Source organism: Guptibacillus hwajinpoensis (assembly GCF_020524165.1).
Taxonomy (GTDB): Bacteria; Bacillota; Bacilli; order Bacillales; family Guptibacillaceae; genus Guptibacillus; species Guptibacillus hwajinpoensis_D.
The window spans coordinates 180,043-203,418 of the sequence record NZ_JAIVKU010000001.1; the positions used below are offsets into that span (position 1 = coordinate 180,043).

The 23,376-nt window shown below is 43.8% G+C and carries 27 protein-coding genes; 25 read left to right on the plus strand and 2 right to left on the minus strand.

The features are described from left to right. The first annotated feature begins 14 nt into the window (after positions 1 to 14). Together flgK and flgL are read left to right on the plus strand one after the other, a co-directional pair. A complete protein-coding gene (gene flgK, locus LC090_RS00920; RefSeq protein WP_226654386.1) occupies positions 15 to 1,337 on the plus strand; it encodes a flagellar hook-associated protein FlgK in 1,323 nt (440 codons plus the stop codon). Between the two features lie 18 nt (positions 1,338 to 1,355). After that, on the plus strand, positions 1,356 to 2,231 hold the full coding sequence (gene flgL, locus LC090_RS00925; protein ID WP_226654388.1) for a flagellar hook-associated protein FlgL: 876 nt from the start codon (positions 1,356 to 1,358) through the stop codon (positions 2,229 to 2,231). A gap of 40 nt (positions 2,232 to 2,271) precedes the next feature. Here flgL and LC090_RS00930 read toward each other — a convergent pair whose 3' ends face one another. Together LC090_RS00930 and LC090_RS00935 are read right to left on the minus strand one after the other, a co-directional pair. After that, positions 2,272 to 3,072 carry a flagellar hook-basal body protein gene (locus LC090_RS00930; protein ID WP_226654391.1) on the minus strand — a complete coding sequence of 267 codons (801 nt, stop codon included), beginning with the start codon at positions 3,070 to 3,072 and terminating at the stop codon, positions 2,272 to 2,274. 11 nt (positions 3,073 to 3,083) lie between these two features. Further along, a complete protein-coding gene (locus LC090_RS00935; RefSeq protein ID WP_226654393.1) occupies positions 3,084 to 3,905 on the minus strand; it encodes a flagellar hook-basal body protein in 822 nt (273 codons plus the stop codon). A 231-nt stretch (positions 3,906 to 4,136) separates the two neighbouring features. Here LC090_RS00935 and flgB point away from each other — a divergent pair, with 231 nt between their 5' ends. From flgB to flhF, 23 genes are all read left to right on the plus strand, one after another. Then, positions 4,137 to 4,538 (plus strand): flagellar basal body rod protein FlgB, encoded by a 402-nt coding sequence (gene flgB, locus LC090_RS00940; RefSeq protein ID WP_369522700.1) that lies wholly within the window; start codon positions 4,137 to 4,139, stop codon positions 4,536 to 4,538. Positions 4,539 to 4,543: 5 nt separating this feature from the next. Continuing rightward, positions 4,544 to 4,987, plus strand: a complete 444-nt coding sequence (gene flgC, locus LC090_RS00945; protein ID WP_226654395.1) for a flagellar basal body rod protein FlgC — start codon at positions 4,544 to 4,546, stop codon at positions 4,985 to 4,987. A 27-nt stretch (positions 4,988 to 5,014) separates the two neighbouring features. Further along, on the plus strand, positions 5,015 to 5,305 hold the full coding sequence (fliE, locus tag LC090_RS00950; protein ID WP_226654397.1) for a flagellar hook-basal body complex protein FliE: 291 nt from the start codon (positions 5,015 to 5,017) through the stop codon (positions 5,303 to 5,305). A 21-nt stretch (positions 5,306 to 5,326) separates the two neighbouring features. Beyond that, positions 5,327 to 6,958: a flagellar basal-body MS-ring/collar protein FliF gene (gene fliF, locus LC090_RS00955; RefSeq protein WP_226654399.1), complete on the plus strand. Its 1,632-nt coding sequence runs from the start codon at positions 5,327 to 5,329 to the stop codon at positions 6,956 to 6,958. Positions 6,959 to 6,968: 10 nt separating this feature from the next. Then, complete coding sequence (gene fliG, locus LC090_RS00960) at positions 6,969 to 7,979, plus strand: flagellar motor switch protein FliG (protein WP_226654401.1); 1,011 nt, start codon at positions 6,969 to 6,971, stop codon at positions 7,977 to 7,979. Further along, the gene (locus LC090_RS00965; RefSeq protein WP_226654403.1) at positions 7,972 to 8,775 is read left to right on the plus strand and encodes a FliH/SctL family protein; all 804 of its coding nucleotides are present in this window, start codon (positions 7,972 to 7,974) and stop codon (positions 8,773 to 8,775) included. Before fliG ends, LC090_RS00965 begins: the two co-directional genes overlap by 8 nt. Further along, on the plus strand, positions 8,759 to 10,078 hold the full coding sequence (fliI, locus tag LC090_RS00970; protein ID WP_226654405.1) for a flagellar protein export ATPase FliI: 1,320 nt from the start codon (positions 8,759 to 8,761) through the stop codon (positions 10,076 to 10,078). Before LC090_RS00965 ends, fliI begins: the two co-directional genes overlap by 17 nt. Before the next feature lie 41 nt (positions 10,079 to 10,119). Then, complete coding sequence (locus LC090_RS00975) at positions 10,120 to 10,533, plus strand: flagellar export protein FliJ (protein WP_226654407.1); 414 nt, start codon at positions 10,120 to 10,122, stop codon at positions 10,531 to 10,533. A gap of 14 nt (positions 10,534 to 10,547) precedes the next feature. Further along, positions 10,548 to 11,393 carry a MotE family protein gene (locus tag LC090_RS00980; protein WP_226654409.1) on the plus strand — a complete coding sequence of 282 codons (846 nt, stop codon included), beginning with the start codon at positions 10,548 to 10,550 and terminating at the stop codon, positions 11,391 to 11,393. 14 nt (positions 11,394 to 11,407) lie between these two features. After that, the gene (locus LC090_RS22100) at positions 11,408 to 12,784 is read left to right on the plus strand and encodes a flagellar hook-length control protein FliK (RefSeq protein ID WP_226654412.1); all 1,377 of its coding nucleotides are present in this window, start codon (positions 11,408 to 11,410) and stop codon (positions 12,782 to 12,784) included. 11 nt (positions 12,785 to 12,795) lie between these two features. Beyond that, positions 12,796 to 13,212 (plus strand): flagellar hook assembly protein FlgD, encoded by a 417-nt coding sequence (gene flgD / locus LC090_RS00990; protein WP_226654414.1) that lies wholly within the window; start codon positions 12,796 to 12,798, stop codon positions 13,210 to 13,212. Position 13,213: 1 nt separating this feature from the next. Beyond that, entirely contained in the window at positions 13,214 to 13,576 is a 363-nt protein-coding gene (locus LC090_RS00995) for a TIGR02530 family flagellar biosynthesis protein (RefSeq protein WP_226654416.1), read from the plus strand. A gap of 73 nt (positions 13,577 to 13,649) precedes the next feature. Continuing rightward, positions 13,650 to 14,417 (plus strand): flagellar hook-basal body complex protein, encoded by a 768-nt coding sequence (locus tag LC090_RS01000; protein WP_226654418.1) that lies wholly within the window; start codon positions 13,650 to 13,652, stop codon positions 14,415 to 14,417. 41 nt (positions 14,418 to 14,458) lie between these two features. After that, a complete protein-coding gene (locus LC090_RS01005) occupies positions 14,459 to 14,653 on the plus strand; it encodes a flagellar FlbD family protein (protein ID WP_226654420.1) in 195 nt (64 codons plus the stop codon). Between the two features lie 19 nt (positions 14,654 to 14,672). Beyond that, positions 14,673 to 15,656 carry a flagellar motor switch protein FliM gene (fliM, locus tag LC090_RS01010; RefSeq protein ID WP_226654679.1) on the plus strand — a complete coding sequence of 328 codons (984 nt, stop codon included), beginning with the start codon at positions 14,673 to 14,675 and terminating at the stop codon, positions 15,654 to 15,656. Beyond that, positions 15,646 to 16,755 carry a flagellar motor switch phosphatase FliY gene (fliY, locus tag LC090_RS01015; protein WP_226654423.1) on the plus strand — a complete coding sequence of 370 codons (1,110 nt, stop codon included), beginning with the start codon at positions 15,646 to 15,648 and terminating at the stop codon, positions 16,753 to 16,755. Before fliM ends, fliY begins: the two co-directional genes overlap by 11 nt. 16 nt (positions 16,756 to 16,771) lie before the next feature. Then, the gene (locus LC090_RS01020; RefSeq protein ID WP_226654428.1) at positions 16,772 to 17,356 is read left to right on the plus strand and encodes a flagellar biosynthetic protein FliO; all 585 of its coding nucleotides are present in this window, start codon (positions 16,772 to 16,774) and stop codon (positions 17,354 to 17,356) included. Continuing rightward, a complete protein-coding gene (gene fliP, locus LC090_RS01025) occupies positions 17,356 to 18,039 on the plus strand; it encodes a flagellar type III secretion system pore protein FliP (protein ID WP_226654432.1) in 684 nt (227 codons plus the stop codon). Before LC090_RS01020 ends, fliP begins: the two co-directional genes overlap by 1 nt. A gap of 11 nt (positions 18,040 to 18,050) precedes the next feature. After that, the gene (fliQ, locus tag LC090_RS01030; RefSeq protein ID WP_098445458.1) at positions 18,051 to 18,320 is read left to right on the plus strand and encodes a flagellar biosynthesis protein FliQ; all 270 of its coding nucleotides are present in this window, start codon (positions 18,051 to 18,053) and stop codon (positions 18,318 to 18,320) included. 2 nt (positions 18,321 to 18,322) lie between these two features. Further along, positions 18,323 to 19,099 (plus strand): flagellar biosynthetic protein FliR, encoded by a 777-nt coding sequence (fliR, locus tag LC090_RS01035; RefSeq protein ID WP_226654434.1) that lies wholly within the window; start codon positions 18,323 to 18,325, stop codon positions 19,097 to 19,099. A 4-nt stretch (positions 19,100 to 19,103) separates the two neighbouring features. Further along, positions 19,104 to 20,210, plus strand: coding sequence for a flagellar biosynthesis protein FlhB (gene flhB / locus LC090_RS01040; RefSeq protein WP_226654436.1), 1,107 nt, complete (start codon positions 19,104 to 19,106; stop codon positions 20,208 to 20,210). Then, entirely contained in the window at positions 20,207 to 22,240 is a 2,034-nt protein-coding gene (flhA, locus tag LC090_RS01045; protein WP_226654438.1) for a flagellar biosynthesis protein FlhA, read from the plus strand. Before flhB ends, flhA begins: the two co-directional genes overlap by 4 nt. Continuing rightward, entirely contained in the window at positions 22,237 to 23,376 is a 1,140-nt protein-coding gene (gene flhF, locus LC090_RS01050) for a flagellar biosynthesis protein FlhF (RefSeq protein WP_226654440.1), read from the plus strand. The genes flhA and flhF overlap by 4 nt, the downstream gene beginning before the upstream one ends.

Genomic DNA, 23,376 nt, shown 5'->3' on the forward strand with positions numbered 1-23,376 from the left:
AGGAACGGATTTGAATGACGTCTACGTTTCATGGATTAGAAGTCGGTAAGAGAAGTCTCTACACGCAACAGGCAGCTCTTACGACAACAGGAAATAATATTTCAAATGCGAATACTCCCGGATACTCGAGGCAGCGAGTGGACATGCAAGCAACGTCTTCCATACCTTATCCTTATCAAACTGGTAGCTCATCCTCACAGCTTGGGACTGGTGTAAGTGTTGAATCGATTGAACGAGTTCGATCAGAATATCTTGATACCCAGTATCGAGAACGAAATGGTCAATTAGGTTCTGAATCGACGAAGCTTGAAACGCTCCAACAAATTGAAGCGCTGACAGGAGAACCCGGAAACGGACTAGGTGCTTCTCTCGATCGCTTTTTCTCAGCTTGGGAAGATCTTGCTTCAAATCCTGATAGTCTTGCCGCCCGTGCAGTTCTTGTCGAACGTTCAGAAGAACTCCTCTCTCAGGGGAAAACGTTAAATGATGGATTAACTAATCTATCAAAAAGCTTAACCCAGCAAACCACAGCAGTGAAAGATCAAGTATCCGCTTTAACTGCACAAATTGATAGCTTAAATAAAGAGATTGCATCTAAACCAGAAGCAAACGAATTAAAAGACCGCCGAGATTTATTAATGGATGAAATGTCAGGACTGACGAATGCCCAGAATACTGGAAAACTTGAGGGACTTCAGCAATCGGTTAAGGAAGTGGAAAGCTTTCAAAATGATTTAAATGAAATGTTTCATCAGCTTATTAATGGTTCAGTTACAACAGACGTGAATGGAACGCCAAAACAATTCAATGGATTAAATGACCTGATGACATCTGGCTTTTCATTAGTAAAAGACGCGAATGGTTCGATGAAACAAGGAGAAGCAATGTTTGATACGACTGGAACAGGAACGACTTTTCTTGAAAGTCTAAGCATGAATCAAGAAGTCAAAGCGAATCCAGCAACAATCGCTGCTTCTTCTAATAATAGTGCCGTTAGTAATGGAGTTATCGCTACTGCAATAAGCGACCTGAAAAACGAAACGTTTTCTTTTGATGTAGCAGGTTCAAATGTAAAGGCAGAAGCTAGCGTAAGCGATTTTTACGGTATGCTTATATCAAAAATTGGGGCAAAAACGCAGGCGTCAGAACGATCAGTCGAAAGCCACCAGGCCGTCTTAAAATCAATCGATCAAAATCGGATGTCCGTAAGTGGCGTCTCGCTTGATGAAGAGATGTCAAACCTCATTCAATTTCAACATGCCTATAATGCGGCGGCTCGTTATGTAAGTACAACCGATGAGCTTCTTGATGTGATTATTAATCGCATGGGCGTTTAGTAGAAAGGAGATTATTAAATGAGGATTACACAGCAAATGCTTAGCTCCAATATGACTTCTCAGCTTCAGCAAAATCTTTCACGCTATGAGAAAGCGAATGAACAAGTATCAACAGGCAAACGAATCAATGCGCCTTCTGATGACCCCATTGGTGTTCAGAAGTCTTTGAAACTGGCCTCTCAGTTAGCTGATAACGAGCAGTATGAACGAAATACGGATTACACTCTTTCTTGGATGGAAACAACCGATCAGGCGCTGAATAGCATTTCTAATGCGCTTCAGCGTGCAAATGAGCTAGGCTTGCAAGCATCGAATGGGACAAACTCACCAGAAGATCAACAAACGATTGCGAAAGAAATTGAGCAATTACGTGCTGAGATACAGGATATTGCCAATACCAAGTTTGATGGGAAGTACATCTTCAATGGACAGCAAACAGATCAACCGATACAAGTCGCAGCGAATGGCGACCTCACTTATGACAATCATTCCATCATGCAGCGGATGTCATCTAGTAATACGATTGCTATGAATGTTACGGGAGAAGTGTTTGATGGGAATGTAAACCTGTTTAAAGCACTTGATCAGCTCTCAGGCGCTTTAGCGGGTGGAGACAATGACGGCATTAGTAGCGCACTCGAACAGATTGAGACAGGTAAGGATCAAGTGTTGAACAGCTGGACAAGTCTTGGCGCAAAGCAGTCGAGAGTGGAGGGGATGAATCAACGCTTGAAGGAAGAAAACCTTTCCTTACAAACGCTCGTTTCTAAAAATGATGACGTCGATTTTGCTGAAGCCATCATGAAACTAAAGACCGAAGAAAGTGTCTACCAGGCATCGCTTGCGGCAAGTGCAAAGATTATCCAACCTTCTCTATTAGACTTCCTTAGATAAACAAAATCCCACTCATGCGAGTGGGATTTTGTTTATTACTTTATCTCTTAATCGTATTCGCTAGCCCCATCATTTCATCAGCCATCTTAATCGCCTGGCTCTGGAATTGGAGAAGACGCTGAGTCGAAATCATCTCTGTTGTTTCATTCGTTAGGTCTACGTTCGACATTTCAAGGTAGCCCTGTCTTGTTTTATATTCTTCACCGTCTAGCGCGACAAGCTCAAGGTTACCATTCTCTTGAAGAGAAAATTCGTTTCCTCCAACGTTCACGAGCGCCTGCGGGCGATCAATTTTAGCGATGCTGAGCTGAAACGTTTGATCATTCCCGTTGGCATCTGTCGCGACCATCTCTCCTGTATCAGAGATCGATAATTCTGATGGGTTCGTTCCAAACGTAATGGCGTTGCCATTCGGATCTAACACCGCATTCCCACGGCTAGTCACGAGTGAAAAGACCCCGTTCTGATTCTGAATCTCAAAAGATCCGTCTCTTGTATAGTTGACGGCGTCCCCATTTTGAACGCGAAAATAGATATTCTCTCCTTCAAGCATGACATCCAAATCACGTCCGGTTTCCTTGGCAGCCCCTTGCTTATAGTTAAGAGTCGTTAAACCAACTTTCGATCCAAAGCCAACGCGAAGGTTTTGAGGTGTTTCTCTTCCAGGCTCCGCTTCTTCCCCTGTTTGATTCGCGTACGTTTGAGTTAAGAGATTTTGGAACGTCGCTTCACGGCTTTTATAGCCTGCCGTATTCACGTTTGCAATATTGTTTGCGATTGCATCCATTTTTTTTTGTGTCTGGCTAAGTGAAGAAGATGCGGTTGCCATTTGAATATTCAATCGTAGCCCTCCTAGTAAACGCGACCGATATCATTGACGGCTTTGTCGATGCTTTGATCATACGTTTGTAGTACTTTTTGGTTTGCTTCATATAAGCGATAAGTGTTCAGCATATCCGTCATCGTTGTCGTCATATCTACGTTCGAACCTTCGAGGTAGCCCTGTTTCACAGCATACTCGGTGATATTTGTTGTTTGAATATTTAGTGGCCCATCAGCTTCATCGCCTTCCCACACAAAAACCCCATTCCCTTGCTGAGTGAGATTAGTAGGGTCACCGGTGTAGCCAATCCATAGCTGCTGCTCGTTCCCATTATCCTCACGAATCGTGCCATCTTCTGTCACAGTAAACGAGTCCCCTGTTAGTTGAATCGGCTGAAGATTATTTCCGACCACTTGATAACCTTCGCTAGTTGTTAGAAATCCGTTCTCATTAACAGAAAAATTTCCATTTCTAGTATAGCGAATCGCGTTATCATCAAGACGAACGCCGAATAAAACTAGGCCTTTTTTACCGGTTTCTGCATCGATAGGAAGATTTTCGTCGATAAGAGCCAGGTCAGTTGGTTTACTAGTTTCCTTGAGAGATCCACTTGAAAAGTTAGGAATGCCTTCTTGGGTATAGACGCCAGTTTGGAGCGTGCCAATGGAAGAATTAGGGGTAGGTGTGTTCGTATTTCTTTCTTTCAATAAGTATTCAGGGAAGGAACGGAACGCTGCTTCACCCTGCTTGAAGCCCGGTGTTTCAGCATTTGAAAGATTATTCGTAAGGAACTGCTGCTTCCGCTCACTTGCCATCATGCCGGATGTGGCTGTATACATGCCTTTAAACATTTTTTCGCTCCCATCGTAGTACTATCGTACGTGTACCTAGAAAATTATACCTCTATTATACCGTTAAGATGTGGGAAAATTAAGTGAAAAAAGTCGTTTTTTAGGTTAAAACACTCATTTACTATTATTTTTGACAATGCTATGCTAACAATATCGAAAATATTGTCGAATGAGTATAGTTATGGCTTCAAAACCAATATTTACCTATAAAAACACATTTATACAAGGAGTGTGGAAAGCTTCGTGAATGTTTTTCAATCGATCCAACCGCTTGAACAAGCATTAAATGCGTCAATGGTACAACAGCGAACCATTACATCAAATATATCAAATGTTGACACCCCTAATTACAAACGTCAAACCGTTTCATTTCAAGATAACCTGCAGGAAGCTACTAATAATCTGCAAAGCTACAAATCAAACCCCAAACACGTCCCTTTTAGTAACGAAAAAAATGGAGTACAACCCGTTGTTAAAACGGATCAAAATACAATCAATCAATCGAATGGAAACAATGTTGACATGGATGTTGAAATGGCAGAGCTTGCGAAAAACCAGCTCTGGTACAATGCGATGGTCGAAAAGACAAATAGCCAATTCCGTGATTTACAAACCGCAATACGAGGGAGCTAACTAGAATGAATTTGTTTAATGGATTCAATACGAGCGCTTCAGCGTTAACAGCAAATCGCCTTCGAATGGACGTAGTCTCTTCCAATATTGCCAATGCTGAGACGACGCGTTCTGAACTCGTTGATGGTGAATGGCAGCCTTATAAGCGAAAAGTAGTAGAGATCGAGGAAAACTCATTTGAAAGCAAGCTCCAAAAGGCGATGGGGAACGAGTCGTCTTCTACTGGAGTGAAAGTATCGAACATACAAGAAGATAGCGCTCCAAATAAGCTCGTTTATAATCCCGCGCATCCCGATGCGAATGAAGAAGGATACGTTGAGATGCCGAACGTGGACATGGTGAAAGAAATGGTTGATCTGATGTCAGCTTCTCGTTCATATGAAGCAAACGTGACAGCGTTAAACGCGACAAAGAGTATGTATATGAAGGCACTCGAGCTTGGGAAATAAGGTTCGAGCATAGGATAGGAGGATTATATGAACACAATTAGTGCACTTCAGCAGCTTCCTGCTCAGGCAAAGCCTCAAGTTTCTTCAGGAGAAGCAACCGCTGATTTTGGTCAAATGCTTCAAGATGCGATCAAGCAAGTGAACGACAATCAGGTGGCATCGGAACAAATGACAAATAAGCTTGTCACTGGGGAAGTTCAGGACGTTCATGAAGTAATGCTTGCAGCACAAAAAGCCTCACTATCTCTTAATCTAACAGTAGAAGTGAGAAATAAAGTGATCGAGTCATACCAGGAAATCATGCGTATGCAAATGTAGCATGTCAGGGATGGATAAGAAATGAACCAACAACTAATGAAATTTAAAAGTCGCTGGAATGAAACATGGGGAAGCTATTCCACTAAAACAAAATGGCTGATTGGAGGGACGTTTCTCGTCACTCTTCTTGTGCTTCTATTCCTTGTTTTTTGGATGTCTAAACCTAATTTAACACCTATATATTCAAATCTCACACCGACAGAAGCTGGCGAAATCAAAGGAGCAATTGAACAGAAAGGCATTCCGGTAGAAGTTTCAGCCGATGGAACGACGATTAGTGTGCCAAAAAATCAGGCCTCTGATTTAAAAGTAAGCTTAGCTGCTGAAGGCATTCCGAAAAGCGGTAATGTAAATTACAGCGTTTTTAGTGAAAACATGGGTATGGGCATGACCGATCGTCAATTTGATGTCGTTGAACGTGATGCCATGCAAAATGAGCTAAGTTATCTCATTGAACAAATTGGCGGCATCAAGGAATCCAAAGTCATGATTACCTTACCTGCAGAAAGCGTTTGGCTAGATGAAACAGGTGAAACGGCTTCCGCTTCCGTTGTTCTAACGCGAGACCCTGGTGTGCAGCTTGATCAAGGTCAAATCACCGGTCTTTATCATCTCATCAGTAAGAGTGTTCCGAATTTGCCTGTTGAAAACATCGTCATCATGGATCAAAACGGTACGGCGTTTGACTATGGTGAAGGGGGCGGAGATCCAACGTTATCCGCTTACCAGCAGCAAGAAGGTATCCGTAACGACATTGAAAAAGACATGCAACAAGAACTCCAACAAATGCTTGGCATGATTCTCGGTCAGGATAAAGTGGTTGTTTCTGTTATGGCCAGCGTCGATTTTACAAAAGAAAAGCGAACGGAAGACCTCGTTGAACCTGTTGATAAAGAAACAGGCGAAGGTATTGACATTAGTGTTGAGAAAATCATGGAATCGTATTCTGGCGACCAAACAGCTGTGCAGGATGGCACTGGTACAGATGAAGGCGAAATTCCAAACTATAACGCAGATGATCCGAATGCCGAGGGCGACGGTTCTTACGAAAAAGTAGAAGACCGCATCAACCGTGAAGTGAATCGCATCCACAAAGAGATCGAAGAAAGCCCTTATCTCATTGATGATATTACGATTAACGTTGGTGTAGAGCCACCTGTGGCTGATGATATGACAACACTAACTGCTGCTGATATAGAAGATATTCGTACCGTACTTAAGAATGTTGTCCGTACATCGCTAAGTGAAAGTGATGTTCCTCTAGATGATGCTGCTCTTGAAGAACGAATTTCGGTTTTTGCCAATGAATTCAAGGGGCGTGCCGATTATGAAGAGCCGACTGAAGGCATCTTTTCAACTATGATGGATAGCGTTCCGGCCTGGGTGCTTTATGCGATTGCAGGTGGAGTTGGCATTCTACTAATAGGTGGAATTTTGCTATTTTTCCGACGGAGAGGAAATAAAGTAGAGGATGACTTCATGGAGTTTGAGGAGTCTTACAGCGCTCCTGAAGATCATTATTTACCGCGTGAAGAGCGTGAAGTCGATATGACGCCAGAGACGCTTGTTGGGAAAGACGAAATTGAAAGTCTCGCCAAAAATGATCCAGAAGAATTTGTGAAACTACTACGACTATGGATGAAAGAAGAATAGGAGGGGTTGGATGAGCAGTACAGAGGAATTAACAGGAACTCAGAAAGCGGCGATCCTTCTTACTTCTTTAGGACCTGACTTATCCGTACAAACGTTTAAGCATTTATCGGAGAAAGAAATTGATCAGCTGGCGCTTGGCATCTCAGAGCTTCGAAAAGTGGAGCCTGATGAGCGAGAGGCGGTTGTAGACGAGTTCATTCAAATGGTAAAAGCGAAAGATTATATTGCTGTCGGAGGCATTGAATACGCGAGGCATATTCTTGAGCAGGCGCTTGGGGGGAAGAAGGCTGAAGAGATCCTGACACGTCTTAAAGCCAATTTAAAAGTGAAGCCTTTTGCTTTTGCTAGAAAAGCAGATCCCGACCAGATTTTAAATATTTTACAGCAGGAGCACCCGCAGACGATCGCGCTCGTTCTTTCCTATCTTGATGCAAAGCAGTCTTCGCAAATTTTGTCATCACTACCTCAAGATAGTCAGGCAGACGTTGCTCGTCGTATTGCGCTAATGGATAGCACGTCACCAGAGGTGATTAGCCAGCTTGAGACGATTATTGAAGGGAAACTTAACGCGACGGGTTCTCAAGACTATACGTTTACAGGTGGTGTAGAAGCGATTGTTCAGGTGCTGAGCAGCGTGGATCGAAGCACAGAACGAACGATTCTCAGTTCACTAGAAAAAGATGATCCGAATCTAGCAGAAGAAATTAAGAAGCGGATGTTTGTGTTCGAAGATATCGTGACGCTTGATGATCGCTCAATTCGCCTCGTGATTAGCGAAGTGAAGGATGAAGATCTGTCTATTGCTTTGAAAGTCGCAAGCGACGATGTGAAAGACACGATTTTCCGAAATATGTCCAACCGACGCGTCGATACAGTGAAAGAAGAGATTGAACTAATGGGACCTCTTCGCCTTCGTGAAGTGGAAGAGGCGCAAACACGCATCGTTTCCGTCATTCGCTACCTTGAAGAAACAGGTGACGTCATGATTGCGCGCGGTGGAGGAGATGATTTGATTGTCTAACATCATCCGAAAAACCTCTGGAGAAAAACGTGCTGTTCCAAAGGTCATTGAACAGAGAATGGTAAGAGAACCAAAACGAAGTAGCGTCCTCCCTACGCGAACCATGACAGTTGAAGAGAAAAAATCTCAGCTTATCGAAATGATGATTCGCCTTGAAGATCTCTACCATACGATTCGAACGAGGCTAGGAGAAGAAGAAGCGAACGTTCATCAGAATTTAGAGAAGAAGCAGCAAGAAAAAGAGCTAGAGTGGCAGGAAATCACGAAAAAAACTGTGTGTGAAGCGGAAGAAAGGGGTTATGCAGCCGGGTATGAAGCTGGCATGCAGCAAATCCATTTTGAGTTCGATCAGCAAAAGAAAGAGATGGAACAGATGGTGAAGGCCGCTTATGACAAGAAAGAAGAGCTTATTCAAAGCGCTGAGCCGTTTCTTCTGTCACTAAGCACCGCTATTGCGAAAAAGGTCATTTTAAAAGAAATGAAACAAACCCCTGAGACGTTACTTGGCATGGTCCAAGGTGCGCTTAAAAAAGTTCAGGATCGGGGCGAAGTGGTTGTTCAAGTGTCAACAGAAGACTATCACCATGTGATGCCGATGGTAGACGAACTAGAAAAACAATTGGATGTTAACGCGAGTCTGAAACTCATTCCGATGGTCGATTTAGAAGTTGGTTCTGGTCTTGTTCATACCCCAAGTGGATCGTACGATATCTCGATTAACAGCCAGCTTTCTGAAATGAAAAAGCAGCTACTTGCCATGTTTGAGGAGCGAACAATTGATGAGCATGAACGTTGAATCGTATCTTTCGCAAATTCAGGCAATGGAAACGGTCCAGAAATATGGCAAAGTGACGCAGGTCATCGGACTTACGATTGAATCACTTGGCCCAGAAGTGAAAATTGGAGAGGTTTGCTATTTGTATCCGGGACCATTAAAAGAACCGATTGAAGCCGAAGTCGTTGGGTTTCGGGAAAATCGCGTTCTTCTTATGCCAATGCATGATCTATCAGAGATTGGTCCAGGTTGCCTTGTTGTAGCTACCGGTCAACCTCTTGAAGTAAAAGTTGGCTATTCGCTGTTAGGTACGATACTGGACGGACGTGGTAGACCGCTTGATCTAACGAATCTTCCAGGAGGGTTAAGAGCCGTTTCTACGAATCGTAAGCCGCCTAATCCAATGACAAGACCGCGTATAACCACGCCATTCCAGCTTGGAGTCCGCGCCATTGATGGTCTGCTAACGGTCGGCCAGGGTCAGCGAATCGGTATTTTCGCAGGAAGCGGTGTTGGAAAAAGTACGCTAATGGGCATGGCAGCACGAAACTCAGAAGCCGATGTGAACGTGATTGCACTTATTGGTGAACGTGGACGAGAAGTAAGAGATTTTATTGAGCGAGACCTTGGCGAAGAGGGCTTAAAGAAATCGGTTGTTGTCGTCGCAACGTCCGATCAGCCCCCATTGCAGCGCATAAAAGGGGCGCTCACGGCAACCGCCATCGCCGAATTTTTCCGAGATCAGGGGAAAAACGTCATGCTCATGATGGATTCCGTGACGCGATTTGCAATGGCTCAGCGAGAAGTAGGGCTTGCGATTGGTGAGCCGCCGACCAGTAAAGGTTATACCCCAAGCGTGTTTGCGCTTTTGCCTAAACTATTAGAGCGATCAGGTACGGCAGAGACGGGATCGATTACCGCTTTTTATACCGTTCTAGTTGATGGTGATGATATGAATGAGCCAATTGCAGATGCAGTCCGAGGCATACTGGACGGGCACATCGTTCTCGATCGAAAGCTCGCTCAAAAAGGGCAGTATCCGGCCATTAACGTTCCGCAAAGCGTGAGTCGGGTGATGAAAGAAATTGTAACGCCAGCGCATATGAAATCAGCAGAAGAATTCAAACGACTGCTTGCTGTTTATGTGTCATCGGAAGATTTGATTAACATTGGCGCTTATAAAGCGGGAACAAACGGCAACATCGATAAAGCGATCTCGATTCATCCGGAAATTGAAAAGTACATTAAGCAGGGCATTGATGATCAGGCTTCATTTGAAGAAAGTAAGGATCGGCTTCTATCTCAATTTGGAAAGGATGACTAACCATCACAGCTTTTCAATTCCCATTTCAACGAATTTTGGATGTGAAAGAAAACGAGAAGTCTCAGGCTCAGCTTGAAATGGCCGAGTCGCTCAAAGTACAAGTTGATCTCGAGCAGGAAACGCACCAACTTGAAGAAGCCATTTATATTTTGCGAGAGAGACTTGAACAGCGTCAGTTAGATGGTCTTCCCATTCTCGAACTTTTAAAAGAAGAAGAGCACATTGCTTATCTTGAAAAGCAGCTTGAACGAATACGACATCAACTGAGTCAGGTAGAACACAAGGTGAGCGAGCAGCAGGATACGCTTGCTTCAAAAGTAAGAGAAGAAAAAACGTGGCAATCGATTAAAGAAACGCGAAAAGAAGCGTTTTATCACGATCAGAAAATAATCGAACAAAACGAACTGGACGATCTAAATACCGTACGAGCATATATGCTGGCAAGAAACGGCTAAAAGGAGTGAGAGGGATGCGACAGCGACAGAAAAGTTCATGGAAAGAACGCATCATTCACGGTTTTTTATTCCCGCTTGCTTTTATGGCAACCGTTCTGCTCGTTGTTCTTCCGTTTCTTGGATATGACTTGTTTGCCGTAGCAACTTCTCTTACGAAGAAACCAATCGCCTATGTTGAAAAGAATTTGACGGCTGAAGCAACGGATCAAAATGAAGAAGACTTGCTACAAAAAGAGATTGATAACAAGGAAAGCGAAATATCCGCGTTAAAAAAACAGCTTGATGAACAGGAGATTAAGCTAACGAAAAAGCAATCGGAGCTGGAATCGTTAACGCAGGAAATGAAAAGTGAGTTAGCTGACAAGGAAGAGCGTGAGAAGAAGCTTCAGCAGTTAGCGAAAACCTATGAAGGAATGTCAGCTTCAAAATCTGCATCCATTATGGAAAATCTCACACTAAAAGAAGCGGCTTTACTGCTTAATGCGATGGGAAGTACGGAACAGGCAGCCGTGTTAGGGAAAATGAATTCGGCCGTAGCCGCTGATCTGACGATTGCTTTAAAAGATCTTGAAAGAGCGGACGATCCTGAACTTGCTGCGATGCAGGAAAGAGTGACGCTTCTTATGAATGCGATCGACCGAAAAAAAAGCACGCTTTCCACTTCAGATGTCGCAAAAGATCTATCCGAAATGCCTGAAGAAGAAGCGGTCGCTATCCTTTCAAAGATGGCGCAGTCAGAAGAAGAGAAAGAAGTGGGACTAGCAATACTTCAAGAACTCGGAAACGACAAGCGGAAGGCATTACTTACCGAAATGGAAGAATCGATTTCATCTAGTTACGTTAGTGATTTAGCGAACTGAGAGGAGGTGAAAAAGTGAACGCCATCCAGTCACTTGGAAAAAGCGTTATCGTCCAGACTAAGCCAACAGGCAACGATTCAACTGGATTTTCAACTTTGTTAAGTGCTTTAGGGATAAAGATGGTCGATCAAGAAGCGGGTAGAGCTGATGGAACTGCAGGCAAGAGCGAATTAGGGCAGGGTGACGAAAAAAAGAGATTAGGAGAAACCGGAGAAAGTGAGCTACCGCTCCATCTTCTAGCAGCACTTCCGTTAGACGTTCAAGTTGGGCAAACGTCCAGTTCGACTAAGCTTGAAGGAAATCTTGAAAGAAGTGAGAGTCTACAAGTGAAAAGTGGGAGTCAGCAAGGATTCATCCTAACTGGTTTTACGAAGCAGGAATTGATGGACTTGGAGCAGGTTGGAAAGCCAATACCCTATGAACCTGTAGCTCCCAGGTTACCTCTGAGTAATGAATCACGTTTGCAGTTACAAGAAAAAGACAGTTTTATCTCACCTGGGTTATTGAAGCAAGAATGGTTAAAGATGTCACAAGGTGTTAAGGAAGTCTTAGTTGACCCGTTCATGAAAGACAAGCCGCTTGAAGAGGACGAGGTAGTTGAAGTTCCAAAAGGGCAAGAGGCGATAAAAGCACTCGAAATGATCAAGCAAATGACAGCTGAGCAATCTTCCCAACAAAAAAATCTTCCTATAACAGTTGATCAAACTCCTCCACTAGAAGAGCAAGAAGCTATATTCGAGGGTCGTGAGCAAAGACCTGTCCTAGAAGAAGGGGAGGAAGTTAAGTCACAAGTTGATCAAACGGAAGGTACGGAACAGGTGGAAAATGCAGATCAAGCGTCTACTGAACCTTTATCGGTTGATGACGTTCAAACGGACGAAAAGCCAGATGGTTTGCCGCTAGTAAAACAAACTAATGATGCACAGATTAAAGAAGCTCCCGTTCAAGCTCGATACTTGAACTCGGAACTAAGTGAACGAATCACGGAGCGCATGCAACTTTCCAAAAATGGTGATGAAACAAATATCAGAATAAAGCTTTCCCCAGAAAATCTCGGACAGCTTGATATTCGGTTAACAACATCAGATGGAAAAGTGACAGCTCATATCTTGACCGTCACTGCAGGAGCCAAAGAACTAATTGAATCCCAGATTCATCAGCTTCGTCATACGCTCGTTCAGCAGGGTATTCAACTTGATAAAGTCGAAGTAGTTCAACAGCCACAAGGCTCTCAACCTTCCTTTATGCAGGATGGGCAGGGAGAGCAGGGGCAGTTTCAACAAGGAAAGCAGCGTCAGGGACGTAAAAGTGAATACGATTTAGAAGATAATCCGCTCGTAACAAGTGAAAAAGAAGAAAGCACGCCCGGCGGAATTAACTACGCCATATAAGGAGGGGTTAGATGAATATAAACTCCGTTACAGCATCACCAGCGACACAAACACAAAAGACAGAGGCACCAGGTCAGCTAGGAAAAGATGATTTCCTAAAAATTCTAGTTGCTCAGCTTTCGAACCAGGATCCAATGAAGCCGATGCAGGACACCGAATTTATCGGTCAGATGGCGCAATTTAGTTCACTTGAACAAATGACAAACATGAATACATCAATGAATAAATTTTTCGATCGTCAGTTACAAGATTCAATGGCAGACTATGCGCATTTAATTGGAAAAAGCGTTCAGTGGCAGGAGAATAACCAAGTATCTTCTGGAACGGTCCAGGCCGTTTTATACAAAGAAGGTAACGTACTCGCAGAACTTGATAATGGCAAACAAGTAGACGTATCCCTCTTAGAGCGTATCGAAACGGGGGAATAGCATGGCGAATATTCAAGTGAATCAAGTGTATTATCCGAAGCAGCCAGTTCAATCGCTTAAAAAGCAGGAAGCTCGATCTTTTGCAGATCAGCTAAAACAAACGATTGAGTCTCAAGTTTCATTTAGTCATCACGCTCAAGTTCGACTCGAGCAAAACGGGATTTCGCTTTCAGATCAGCAGCTCCAACAGTTAAATGACGGGGTGGAAAAAGCGCGAGAAAAAGGATCAAAGGAATCACTTATGTTAATGAAAGATCTCGCTTTTGTCGTCAGTGTCAAAAACAATAAAGTGATCACTGCCATGAAGCAGGACAATATGGAAAACCAAATCGTAACAAACATTGATTCAGCACTTATTTTATAACGGCCGGACCAAGCCGGAGGCCAAGTCGCTGTGGACCGATTGAAGCAGTGACACAATTAGAGGGGGAAACAACTTGTTAAGATCAATGTACTCAGGCGTTTCAGGAATGAGAGGCTTTCAAACAAAGCTAGATGTTATTGGGAATAATATTGCGAACGTGAATACAACTGGTTTTAAGAAAAGCAGGGTGATGTTTCAGGATTTATTGAGTCAAAATATGGGAGACGGTGGGGTTAATACAAAACAGGTTGGGCTAGGTGTAACGAACTCTGCCATTGATACAATGCACACAGCTGGATCACTCATGACAACAGGAGTAAAGACAGATCTGTCAATTGAAGGAGAAGGTTATTTTCAGGTTCAACGTGAAGAGGCAAATGGTACAACTACTAATCTATTAACAAGTTCCGGTAATTTCTATATTAACAGTAATAATGAATTAGTAACATCTCAAGGGTATAGCGTACTTAACGGTGCTGGACAACCAATTACAAATCTACCAGCTGATTTTGCAATTAATCGTCAGGGTGAAATAATCGAAACGGATCAAAATGGTAACTCCACTATTATTGGAACAATCGGGATCGGAACGGTTGCCAACCCAGCTGGCCTTTCTAAAGATGGGGGTTCAACTTATAAAGTAACGGATAAATCTGGTCCGCTTACTAATGGACTACCGGATGGTTCTCGCGTCGTTTCCGGCCAACTCGAAATGTCCAACGTTGACCTAACCGAAGAGTTTACGGAAATGATCGTAGCGCAGCGTGGGTTCCAGGCGAACTCAAGAGTGATAACAACTTCAGATGAGATCCTTCAAGAAATCGTCAATTTAAAACGATAGGGGGTAAGGGCTGAGGAATTTCCTCGGCCTGCTCTGTTCATATGATACCGTTAACGAAATTAAATCGAGAAACGATGATGTTGAATGCGGTTTTCATTGAAACGATCGAATCAACGCCGGATACGATGATTCTATTAACGAATGGAAAACGCTATGTGGTGTTGGAGACGATTGATGAAGTGAAACAGCTCGTGACGGAATTTTACCGTGACATTAATGTATTAGAGAAAAAATAGACGAACGGGGGTGACCATGTTGTCTGATATGCTATCGCCAGCAACTGTCGATGCGCTTCTTGCTGCTATTGATGAGCCTGGGCAGAAGAAGCCAATGAAAGAACGGAAAGTGCAAACGTACGATTTTAAAAGGGCGCTTCGCTTTTCGCAGGACCATATTCGAATTTTAACGCGTATTCACGAGAACTATGCGCGACTCATGACGACCTATTCATCCGCTCAGCTTCGGACGATCATTCAAGCCTCCGTTCATTCTGTTGATCAGATGCCGTTTGAAGAATTTGTGAAGTCGATTACAGAGAACTCGATTCTTAGCCTCTTTGTTGCTTCACCATTGCAAGGACAGATGGTGCTTGAAGTGGCGCCAGAGCTCGCGTATGCGATGCTTGATCGCATGCTTGGAGGTCAGGGAGTCCAACCGAATAAGCTCTCCCATTTAACTGAAATTGAAACGATGGTGATTGAGCGGATTTTCAGTAAAATTCTTGAAAGCTTTCAAGATGCCTGGACGTCAGTCCTTAAGCTGAAAACGGAATTGAAGGAGCTGGAAGTTAATCCGCATTTTCTTCAAATTGTATCACCGAACGAAACGGTCGTAACGGTTACGTTACGTGTCAAAGTAGGAGAAGTTAGTGGCAATATTCGTCTCTGTCTTCCGCACGTCGTTCTTGAACCAATTATGCCGAGGCTTTCGGCTCATCACTGGCTATCCAATCAAAAAAAAGATCGCGAGCCGCAGGAAAGCAAGGAGCTTGAAAAAAGACTAAAAAAGACCAATTTAGGCATTATTGCTGAGCTTGGTCATTCTGAAATTACCATTGAAGAATTTTTGAATTTGGAAGATGGTGACGTAATTCGTTTAAATCAAACTGTTTCTGATCCGCTTGTTGTTAAGGTGGATAACCGTGTGAAGTTTCATGGGCAGCCTGGCACATCAAAAGGTCGAATGGCCGTACAAATCACTGAAGTGAAGGAAGAGGAGGAAATAGGACATGACGGATGATCGCCTTTCAAAAGAAGAAATCAATGCGTTATTTCAAGAAGCAGCAGCAGGGAAGGAGGAAGACGTCGTGCACTTTCATGAAGTTGAAAAGGAAGCGCTGAGCGAGCTGTTTAGCGTCGCGATCGGCAGTCTGACGACAACACTTTCATCTGTTTTTATGCAAGATGTTTTTGTATCTAATGTTGCGATGCAGATTCTTCCTGAAGATCGTTTTCAGCAAGAAATGTCTCTCCCTTACGTAGAAGCAGCGATTCGCTATGAGGGAGCAGCGGCTGGAGAAACGATCATGATGGTTAACCCCCCTGATGCTCAGGATATGGCTGATATTTGGCAAGTAGCCAAAGGGGATGACGGCGATGAGAGCGTGGATAAAAGCTTAACCGCTGTGATGACAGGCATGATGGACAGCATCCATAAGGGACTGAGTATGGCTTCAGGCTCTTATTTTTCTGGATCGTTTACGAATCTTCAAGTTGTTTCTGAGTCATCAAACTCCGTACTTGTAGAAAAAGGCACAGAACCGATTTATGTGGATATTACGTTCGAACTTTCAATCGGTTCGATTGTACAAACTGTCGTTCACCATGTTGTGCCAGCAACCGTAGCAAAGCAAATTAGCGAACTAATCGTCAGTGCGGAAGACCTTCAAGCAGCAGAGCAGCAAGAGACACAGAAGGCAAAGGAGCAGGAGGCCGAATTGCAGCAATTAAATGAGCCTGAACAGGTTAAAGAAGAACAGGAGCCAGGCACTTTTGCCTCACGAGTGAAAGAGCCTGAACCGAATATCCAAAACGTTCAGTTTACAAATTTCAGCCAGGAAGATCATCCATACGGTGAACAACGCAATTTGAATATGTTACTTGATATTCCACTTCAAGTGACGGTCGAGCTTGGCCGAACGAAGCGCATTGTAAAAGACATTCTTGAACTCTCTCATGGATCGATTTTAGAGCTAGATAAGCTTGCTGGAGAGCCGGTCGATATTTTGATTAATAGTAAACTCATTGCCAAAGGGGAAGTTGTCGTAATTGATGAGAACTTTGGTGTCAGAGTAACCGATATTTTAAGTGCAGCAGAGCGTTTATCTAAGCTGCGTTAAAAAGGAGTTTTTACAGGTGAGACAGCATATGATTGGCATCATGACACTCCTCCTTTGCTTTGTATTACTGATGCCACAGCATGTCGTAGCGGCAACAGATGGTAGCGTGACGGATTGGCTGACGGAAGATGGAGATGCTCCGTCTGCCCCTCAAAATGAGCAGCCCACCGAAGTAGAAGGAGCAAACACGAACATTTTCTTCCTTCTGATCAAACTTGTTTTCTATACAATCGTAGTGGTAGGACTGATTTACTTGCTCATTCGTTTTCTATCAAAACGCCAGCAAAAACTTCAGCATCATTCGGTCTTTACGGCAATTGGTGGAACGCCGCTCGGTAACAATAAATCGGTTCAAATGGTGAAGGTTGGCGATTCGCTTTATATGATCGGCGTTGGAGATAACGTGAATCTGCTGAAAGAAATTAAAGAGAAGGCAGAAGTAGAGCGCATCCTATCACAGGCTGAAGATCAGAAATCAGGTTTTTCTTTTATGAATCAAAAGCAGGCAGGTATTCAAGAGATGGTTCAGGCAAGCTTAAAGAAACAGCGAAACAAGCGTAAGAACTATTGGGACGACGGCGATGAAAGGGACGATAAGTAATGGATTTGCTCATAAACTTAACGATTCCAGGGCTTGATTTCGGATCAAACGCTACAGAAGATGTGTCCGTCACGATCCAGCTTGTCCTGCTCTTAACCGTTCTTTCGCTTGCGCCAGCGATTCTTGTATTGATGACGTGTTTTACAAGAATTGTTGTCGTTCTTTCGTTCGTTCGCTCAGCGCTCGCGACACAATCCATGCCACCGAATCAAGTGCTCATTGGTTTAGCGCTGTTTTTAACCTTTTTTGTGATGTCTCCCGTTCTTTCAGAGATTAATAGTGAGGCGCTTCAGCCTTATTTGAATGAAGAAATCGGACAGGAGGAAGCGCTCGATGCGGCTGAACAGCCGATTAAAGAATTTATGGCGGGACATACGCGTGAAAAAGACCTGGCGCTTTTTTATAAGTACGCAGAGCTAGAGAAGCCGGAGTCAGTGGAAGATATTCGCTTAACTGCACTCGTTCCTGCATATGCCATTTCAGAACTGAAAACGGCGTTTCAGATTGGATTTATTATTTTTATTCCGTTCCTAATTATTGATATGGTCGTAGCTTCAACACTTATGGCAATGGGGATGATGATGCTACCCCCGGTTATGATTTCGCTACCGTTTAAAATTCTATTATTTGTGCTTGTCGATGGCTGGTATCTGGTCGTCGAATCACTTCTATTAAGCTTCTAAGGAGGACGACGATGACGCCGGATATGGTCATTTCACTTGCAGAAGATGCCGTTTATACCGTGATTATTATTTCAGCTCCGCTTCTGTTAATCGCTCTTGGCGTGGGATTAATCGTCAGTGTGTTTCAGGCGATGACGCAAATACAAGAACAGACGCTGGCATTTATTCCGAAAATCGTAGCCGTTCTGTTAACGATCGTTCTGTTTGGCCCGTGGATGCTCACAACGCTGCTCGATTACACAACGAACTTATACCAAAATTTATACAGGTTTATCGGCTAAAGATGGAAAGTGTCGTTAACGCTCTGCCTTTGTTTTTACTCGTTTTTATGAGGGCAACGTCATTCTTTATTACCGCACCCGTATTCTCAACAAGAAGCGTTCCAAACCGCTTTAAAGTGGGACTTAGTTTTTTTATTGCTTTCATTGTGACAGCTGGGTTAGGAGCTGAAATAGACTTAACCCTTGATCTGATGTTTGTTGTCTACATTTTAAAAGAGCTATTTATTGGTCTGTCACTTGGATTTATTGCTTCTCTCATCCTTTATACGGTACAAGTCGCAGGTGCCTTTATCGATTTTCAGATGGGCTTTGTCATTGCAAATGTCATTGATCCTCAGACAAGAACCCAAGTACCGATTATCGGGAATTTTAAATACATGCTCGCCCTGCTTTTTCTCGTTTCTGTAGACGGTCATCATATGATGCTTAATGGACTAGTCAGAAGCTATGAGCTTTTACCAGCTGATGCCCTTCTTAGCCAGGCCGATAGCCAGTCCCTTGCTCGATTTATTGCTGAAGTTTTTGCAGGGATGTTCTTCTCCGCGTTTCAGCTTGCGCTACCGATCGTTGCTTCTCTCTTTCTAGTCGATGTGGCGTTAGGGCTTCTTGCCAGAGCCGTCCCGCAAGTGAATATCTTTGTCGTTGGATTGCCTTTGAAAATTTTTGTTGGCTTCGTTCTCATTCTCGTTACGATCCCGCCGTTCTTCTTTTTACTCCGAGGGGTTTTTCAAGAGATGCTTGAGACGATGGGTCAGCTTATACAACTATTGGGTGGGTAGTAAGATGCGAACAACTCGATTCCAGATGGATCTTCAGTTCTTTTCACAGGAAAAGACAGAAAAAGCAACACCACAAAAGAAACAGGAATCTCGCAAAAAAGGTCAAGTGGCGAGAAGTTCTGAGATTCCATCTGCGTTTATGATGATTGGCGTTTTTTTATTTATGTCATTCATTGGCGGTTGGATGATTGAAAGTCTTCAATCAATGATTCGCGGAAACCTTGTCCAAATCACAAACTGGACGCTCACAGAGCAAAATGTCGATCGCATGTTAAAAGAAAACGTCTGGCAAGCGGCGATGATCGCGGCACCGCTCATGGGCATTTCGCTCGTAATGGGTGTGCTAGGAAACTATATGCAGGTTGGCTTTCTCGTTTCGACTGATCCGCTCCAGGCAAAGCTTGAACGAATTAATCCGTTAAAAGGAGCGAAGAGGATTTTCTCAGCTCGAACGCTCGTGGAACTATTAAAATCATTAATTAAAATTACCTTTATTTCAGCTGTTACATTTATTGTTCTTTGGAATAAGCGAGATGAAGTCATGCTCATTTCGCAAAAGTCGATGGGGGAAGCAACCGCTCTTGTAGGCTCACTCATCGTCCAAACGGGCTTAGCTGTAGGCATTCTCCTATTATTTCTAGCCCTCTTAGACTATGTTTATCAGAAATATGACTTTGAAAAAAACATCCGAATGTCGAAGCAGGACATTAAAGATGAATATAAAAAAAGCGAGGGAGACCCGCTCATTAAATCAAAGATAAAAGAAAAGCAACGCGCACTTGGAATGAATCGCATGATTTCTGAAATCCCAAATGCAGATGTCGTCATTACGAACCCTACGCACTTTGCCGTTGCGCTTAGGTACGATCCGAAGGAAATGGATAAGCCGACAGTCATCGCGAAAGGAATGGACTACGTCGCGCAAAAGATTAAAGAAAAAGCGAAAGAGCACGACATCATGACGACAGAAAATGTTCAGCTTGCGCGCGCACTCTATCATCAGGTGGAGATCGGTGATGGGGTGCCGGAAGATCTTTTCAAAGCCGTCGCTGAAGTGCTTGCTTATGTATATAGCATAAAAGGCTACCCGGGAGGAGGGAATGAACGATGAAAATAAAAGATTATGCCGTGCTCGTATCCGTTATCATGATTGTCATCATGATGGTCATCCCGTTCCCTCCACTCTTACTCGATTTTCTAATTATGATGAACATTAGTCTTGCCCTTACAATTATTCTGGTTGCGATGAATACGAAAGAAGCACTTCAGTTCTCGATTTTTCCATCGCTGTTGTTATTAACAACGCTCTTTCGCCTTGGCTTAAACGTCTCAACAACTCGCTCCATTTTAACGAATAAAACAGGCGGACAGGTAATTGAAACGTTTGGTTCCTTTGTGGTGGGCGGAAGTGTTGTCATCGGACTCCTTGTTTTCCTGATTCTTGTCATTATCCAATTTATTGTTATTACAAAAGGATCCGAACGAGTGGCGGAAGTCGCCGCACGCTTTACGCTTGATGCGATGCCAGGGAAGCAAATGAGCATTGATGCTGATTTGAATGCAGGTATGATTTCAGATCGCGAGGCGAAAGTAAGTCGAGAGAAAATTGCGCGCGAAGCTGATTTTTATGGCGCAATGGACGGAGCAAGTAAGTTTGTAAAAGGTGATGCAATTGCCGGAATTGTGATTACGCTAATTAACATTATTGGCGGATTGATCATCGGCATGGTTGTTCATGGGATGCCGGTTGGTGATGCGGCAACGACGTTTACCCTTCTTTCGATTGGGGACGGACTTGTCAGTCAAATTCCTGCACTTCTTATTTCAACAGCGACAGGGATTGTGGTCACGCGAGCGGCGTCAGATGGCAATCTTGGATCAGATATTACAGCACAAATTTTTGCTTATCCAAAGCTTCTCTATGTGGTTGGGGCGGTCGTCACGCTTCTAGGACTTGCAACGCCGATTAATCCGCTTCTTACGTTTCCCATAGCGGGGCTTCTCGTCTATGGAGGCTGGATGATGCAAAAGAATCTCGATCAAACGAAAGAAGTCGAATTAGCCGCAGGTGATGAAGAAGTCGAAGAAATGAAAAAGCCAGAAAGCGTGACGAGTCTTCTTCAAGTCGATCCGATTGAGTTTGAGTTTGGATACGGGCTCATTCCACTGGCCGATCAAAAGCAGGGCGGGGATCTTCTCGATCGCGTCATTATGATTCGCAGGCAGATTGCTCTTGAGTTCGGTATTGTCGTTCCAGTCATTCGCATTCGTGACAACATCCAGCTTGAACCGAACGAATACGTGGTAAAAATCAAAGGCAATCGCGTCGCTGGTGGAGAAGTTCGATTGGATCAATACCTTGCGATGAGCTGCGGTTTAGAAGATGACAGCATTACAGGAATTGAAACGGTCGAACCGGCTTTCGGACTTCCGGCTCTCTGGGTAACGGAAGAAATGAAAGATCGCGCCGAGCTTTCGGGCTACACGATTGTGGATCCCCCGTCAGTTGTTTCGACGCATTTAACAGAAGTGATCAAACGCCATGCGCATGAATTGCTAAGTCGTCAGGAAGTGAAGCATCTGCTTGATAACGTGAGAGAATCATCTCCGGCTGTTTTAGAAGAGCTCATTCCCAATATCTTGACAATCGGCGATGTGCAGAAAGTGTTGATAAGACTCCTGAAAGAGAAAGTCTCGATTCGCTCGCTTGATATGATACTCGAATCATTAGCGGACAACGGGGTGCGGACAAAAGATACTGATGTCTTAGCAGAATACGTCAGGCAGTCCTTATCACGCCAGATCACATCTCAAGTAGCTGTACCGGGAGAACCTGTCAAAGTCCTAACGGCAGGGGCGCGATTAGAAAAACGCTTCGCGGAATCGGTACAGCAGTCCGATCAGGGTAGCTACTTAGCTCTTGATCCTGAAACCTCGCAAACGATTTATCAGGAAGTATTGCAGCAGGTCAATCGCCTTCAGCAGTCAGGCATCCAGCCAATCCTGTTAACGTCACCTGCAATCCGCATGTATTTACGCCAATTTCTAGAGCGCTATATGCCTGAGTTAACGATTCTCTCCTATAGCGAATTAGAGCCTGATGTTGAAGTCCAGAGTGTAGGAGTGATTAATCTACCATGAAGATCAAACGTTATGTGGTCACCCACCTTCGCGAAGCAATGCCGCTTATAAGGCAGGAGCTCGGCCAGGATGCCGTTATTTTAGATACGAAAAAAGTAAGAGTAGGCGGGATCTTCGGTTTATTTCGAAAACAGCGTCTGGAAGTCCTCGCTGCTCTTGATGAGGAAAAAGTAGCGAAAGAAGAGACAGATTTTGCGACGTTACTACAGTCTGAAAAAAAGCGTCGGGAAGAGGTTCCTGAACGAATAGAGCAGCCGCGTAATGTAGACAAACAGCCTGTAGAAGATGATGCTCAGGTGCTTGGGGAGCTAAAATCGATGAAAGAAATCATGATGCAGATGATGGAAAATGAGCGATTGCCGAAACCGTTAAAGCCGGTTCAGACCTTTTTAGAAGCGCAGGAATTCTCGCAGACCATTCGCTCAGGAGTTATGGCAGAATTACTCATTAAATCAAAATCATACCCAGGTTTTACGAAGGATGATGCTTTTGAATGGATGAGACAGGAATTTGCGAAACGGATCAAGAATTATCCTAGTATAAGAAGTGAATCGAAGAAAATACGGTGCTTCGTAGGTCCAACAGGAGTGGGGAAAACAACGACAATTGCAAAAATAGCAGGAAATTTATTATTGAAAGAACGTCAATCCGTTGGGTTGATTACGTCAGATACGTACCGAATTGCCGCAGTTGAACAACTTCGAACGTATGCCGATATTCTTGGCATTCCTATGGAAGTCGTCCAGTCTCCTGCCGATTTAGGACAGTCGCTTGACCGCCTTTCTGCCTGCGATGTTATTCTCATGGACACGGCAGGTCGGAATTATCAGCAGTATAGCTATATTACGCAGCTAGAATCGCTTCTATCCGGTCAGGAAATGTCAATTACACTCATATTAAGCCTTACCCATCGTTATTCTGATATGAAATTGATTGCCGATAATTTTCATTCGCTCGGTGTCTCGGAAGTGATTATGACGAAGATGGATGAAACGACAGTGCGAGGACCGATTTATAATTTTATGGAGGACTATAACCTTCCGATTACGATCCTAACAACTGGACAGAACGTCCCCGACGATCTCGTGAGAACGACACCAGATTTCTTCGTTGATCTGGTGATGGAGGAGCGATGA

Coding starts and splice junctions, on each gene's coding strand:
- fliI (WP_226654405.1), top strand. CDS start 8,759: ATGAGCATGAACGTTGAATCGTATCTTTCGCAAATTCAGGCAATGGAA.
- fliP (WP_226654432.1), top strand. CDS start 17,356: ATGGATTTGCTCATAAACTTAACGATTCCAGGGCTTGATTTCGGATCA.
- LC090_RS00995 (WP_226654416.1), top strand. CDS start 13,214: ATGGCGAATATTCAAGTGAATCAAGTGTATTATCCGAAGCAGCCAGTT.
- flhB (WP_226654436.1), top strand. CDS start 19,104: ATGCGAACAACTCGATTCCAGATGGATCTTCAGTTCTTTTCACAGGAA.
- flhA (WP_226654438.1), top strand. CDS start 20,207: ATGAAAATAAAAGATTATGCCGTGCTCGTATCCGTTATCATGATTGTC.
- fliR (WP_226654434.1), top strand. CDS start 18,323: ATGGAAAGTGTCGTTAACGCTCTGCCTTTGTTTTTACTCGTTTTTATG.
- flgD (WP_226654414.1), top strand. CDS start 12,796: ATGAATATAAACTCCGTTACAGCATCACCAGCGACACAAACACAAAAG.
- flgC (WP_226654395.1), top strand. CDS start 4,544: ATGAATTTGTTTAATGGATTCAATACGAGCGCTTCAGCGTTAACAGCA.
- LC090_RS00935 (WP_226654393.1), bottom strand. CDS start 3,905: ATGTTTAAAGGCATGTATACAGCCACATCCGGCATGATGGCAAGTGAG.
- LC090_RS00980 (WP_226654409.1), top strand. CDS start 10,548: ATGCGACAGCGACAGAAAAGTTCATGGAAAGAACGCATCATTCACGGT.
- flhF (WP_226654440.1), top strand. CDS start 22,237: ATGAAGATCAAACGTTATGTGGTCACCCACCTTCGCGAAGCAATGCCG.
- fliE (WP_226654397.1), top strand. CDS start 5,015: ATGAACACAATTAGTGCACTTCAGCAGCTTCCTGCTCAGGCAAAGCCT.
- flgL (WP_226654388.1), top strand. CDS start 1,356: ATGAGGATTACACAGCAAATGCTTAGCTCCAATATGACTTCTCAGCTT.
- fliF (WP_226654399.1), top strand. CDS start 5,327: ATGAACCAACAACTAATGAAATTTAAAAGTCGCTGGAATGAAACATGG.
- fliG (WP_226654401.1), top strand. CDS start 6,969: ATGAGCAGTACAGAGGAATTAACAGGAACTCAGAAAGCGGCGATCCTT.
- LC090_RS01005 (WP_226654420.1), top strand. CDS start 14,459: ATGATACCGTTAACGAAATTAAATCGAGAAACGATGATGTTGAATGCG.
- flgK (WP_226654386.1), top strand. CDS start 15: ATGACGTCTACGTTTCATGGATTAGAAGTCGGTAAGAGAAGTCTCTAC.
- fliY (WP_226654423.1), top strand. CDS start 15,646: ATGACGGATGATCGCCTTTCAAAAGAAGAAATCAATGCGTTATTTCAA.
- fliQ (WP_098445458.1), top strand. CDS start 18,051: ATGACGCCGGATATGGTCATTTCACTTGCAGAAGATGCCGTTTATACC.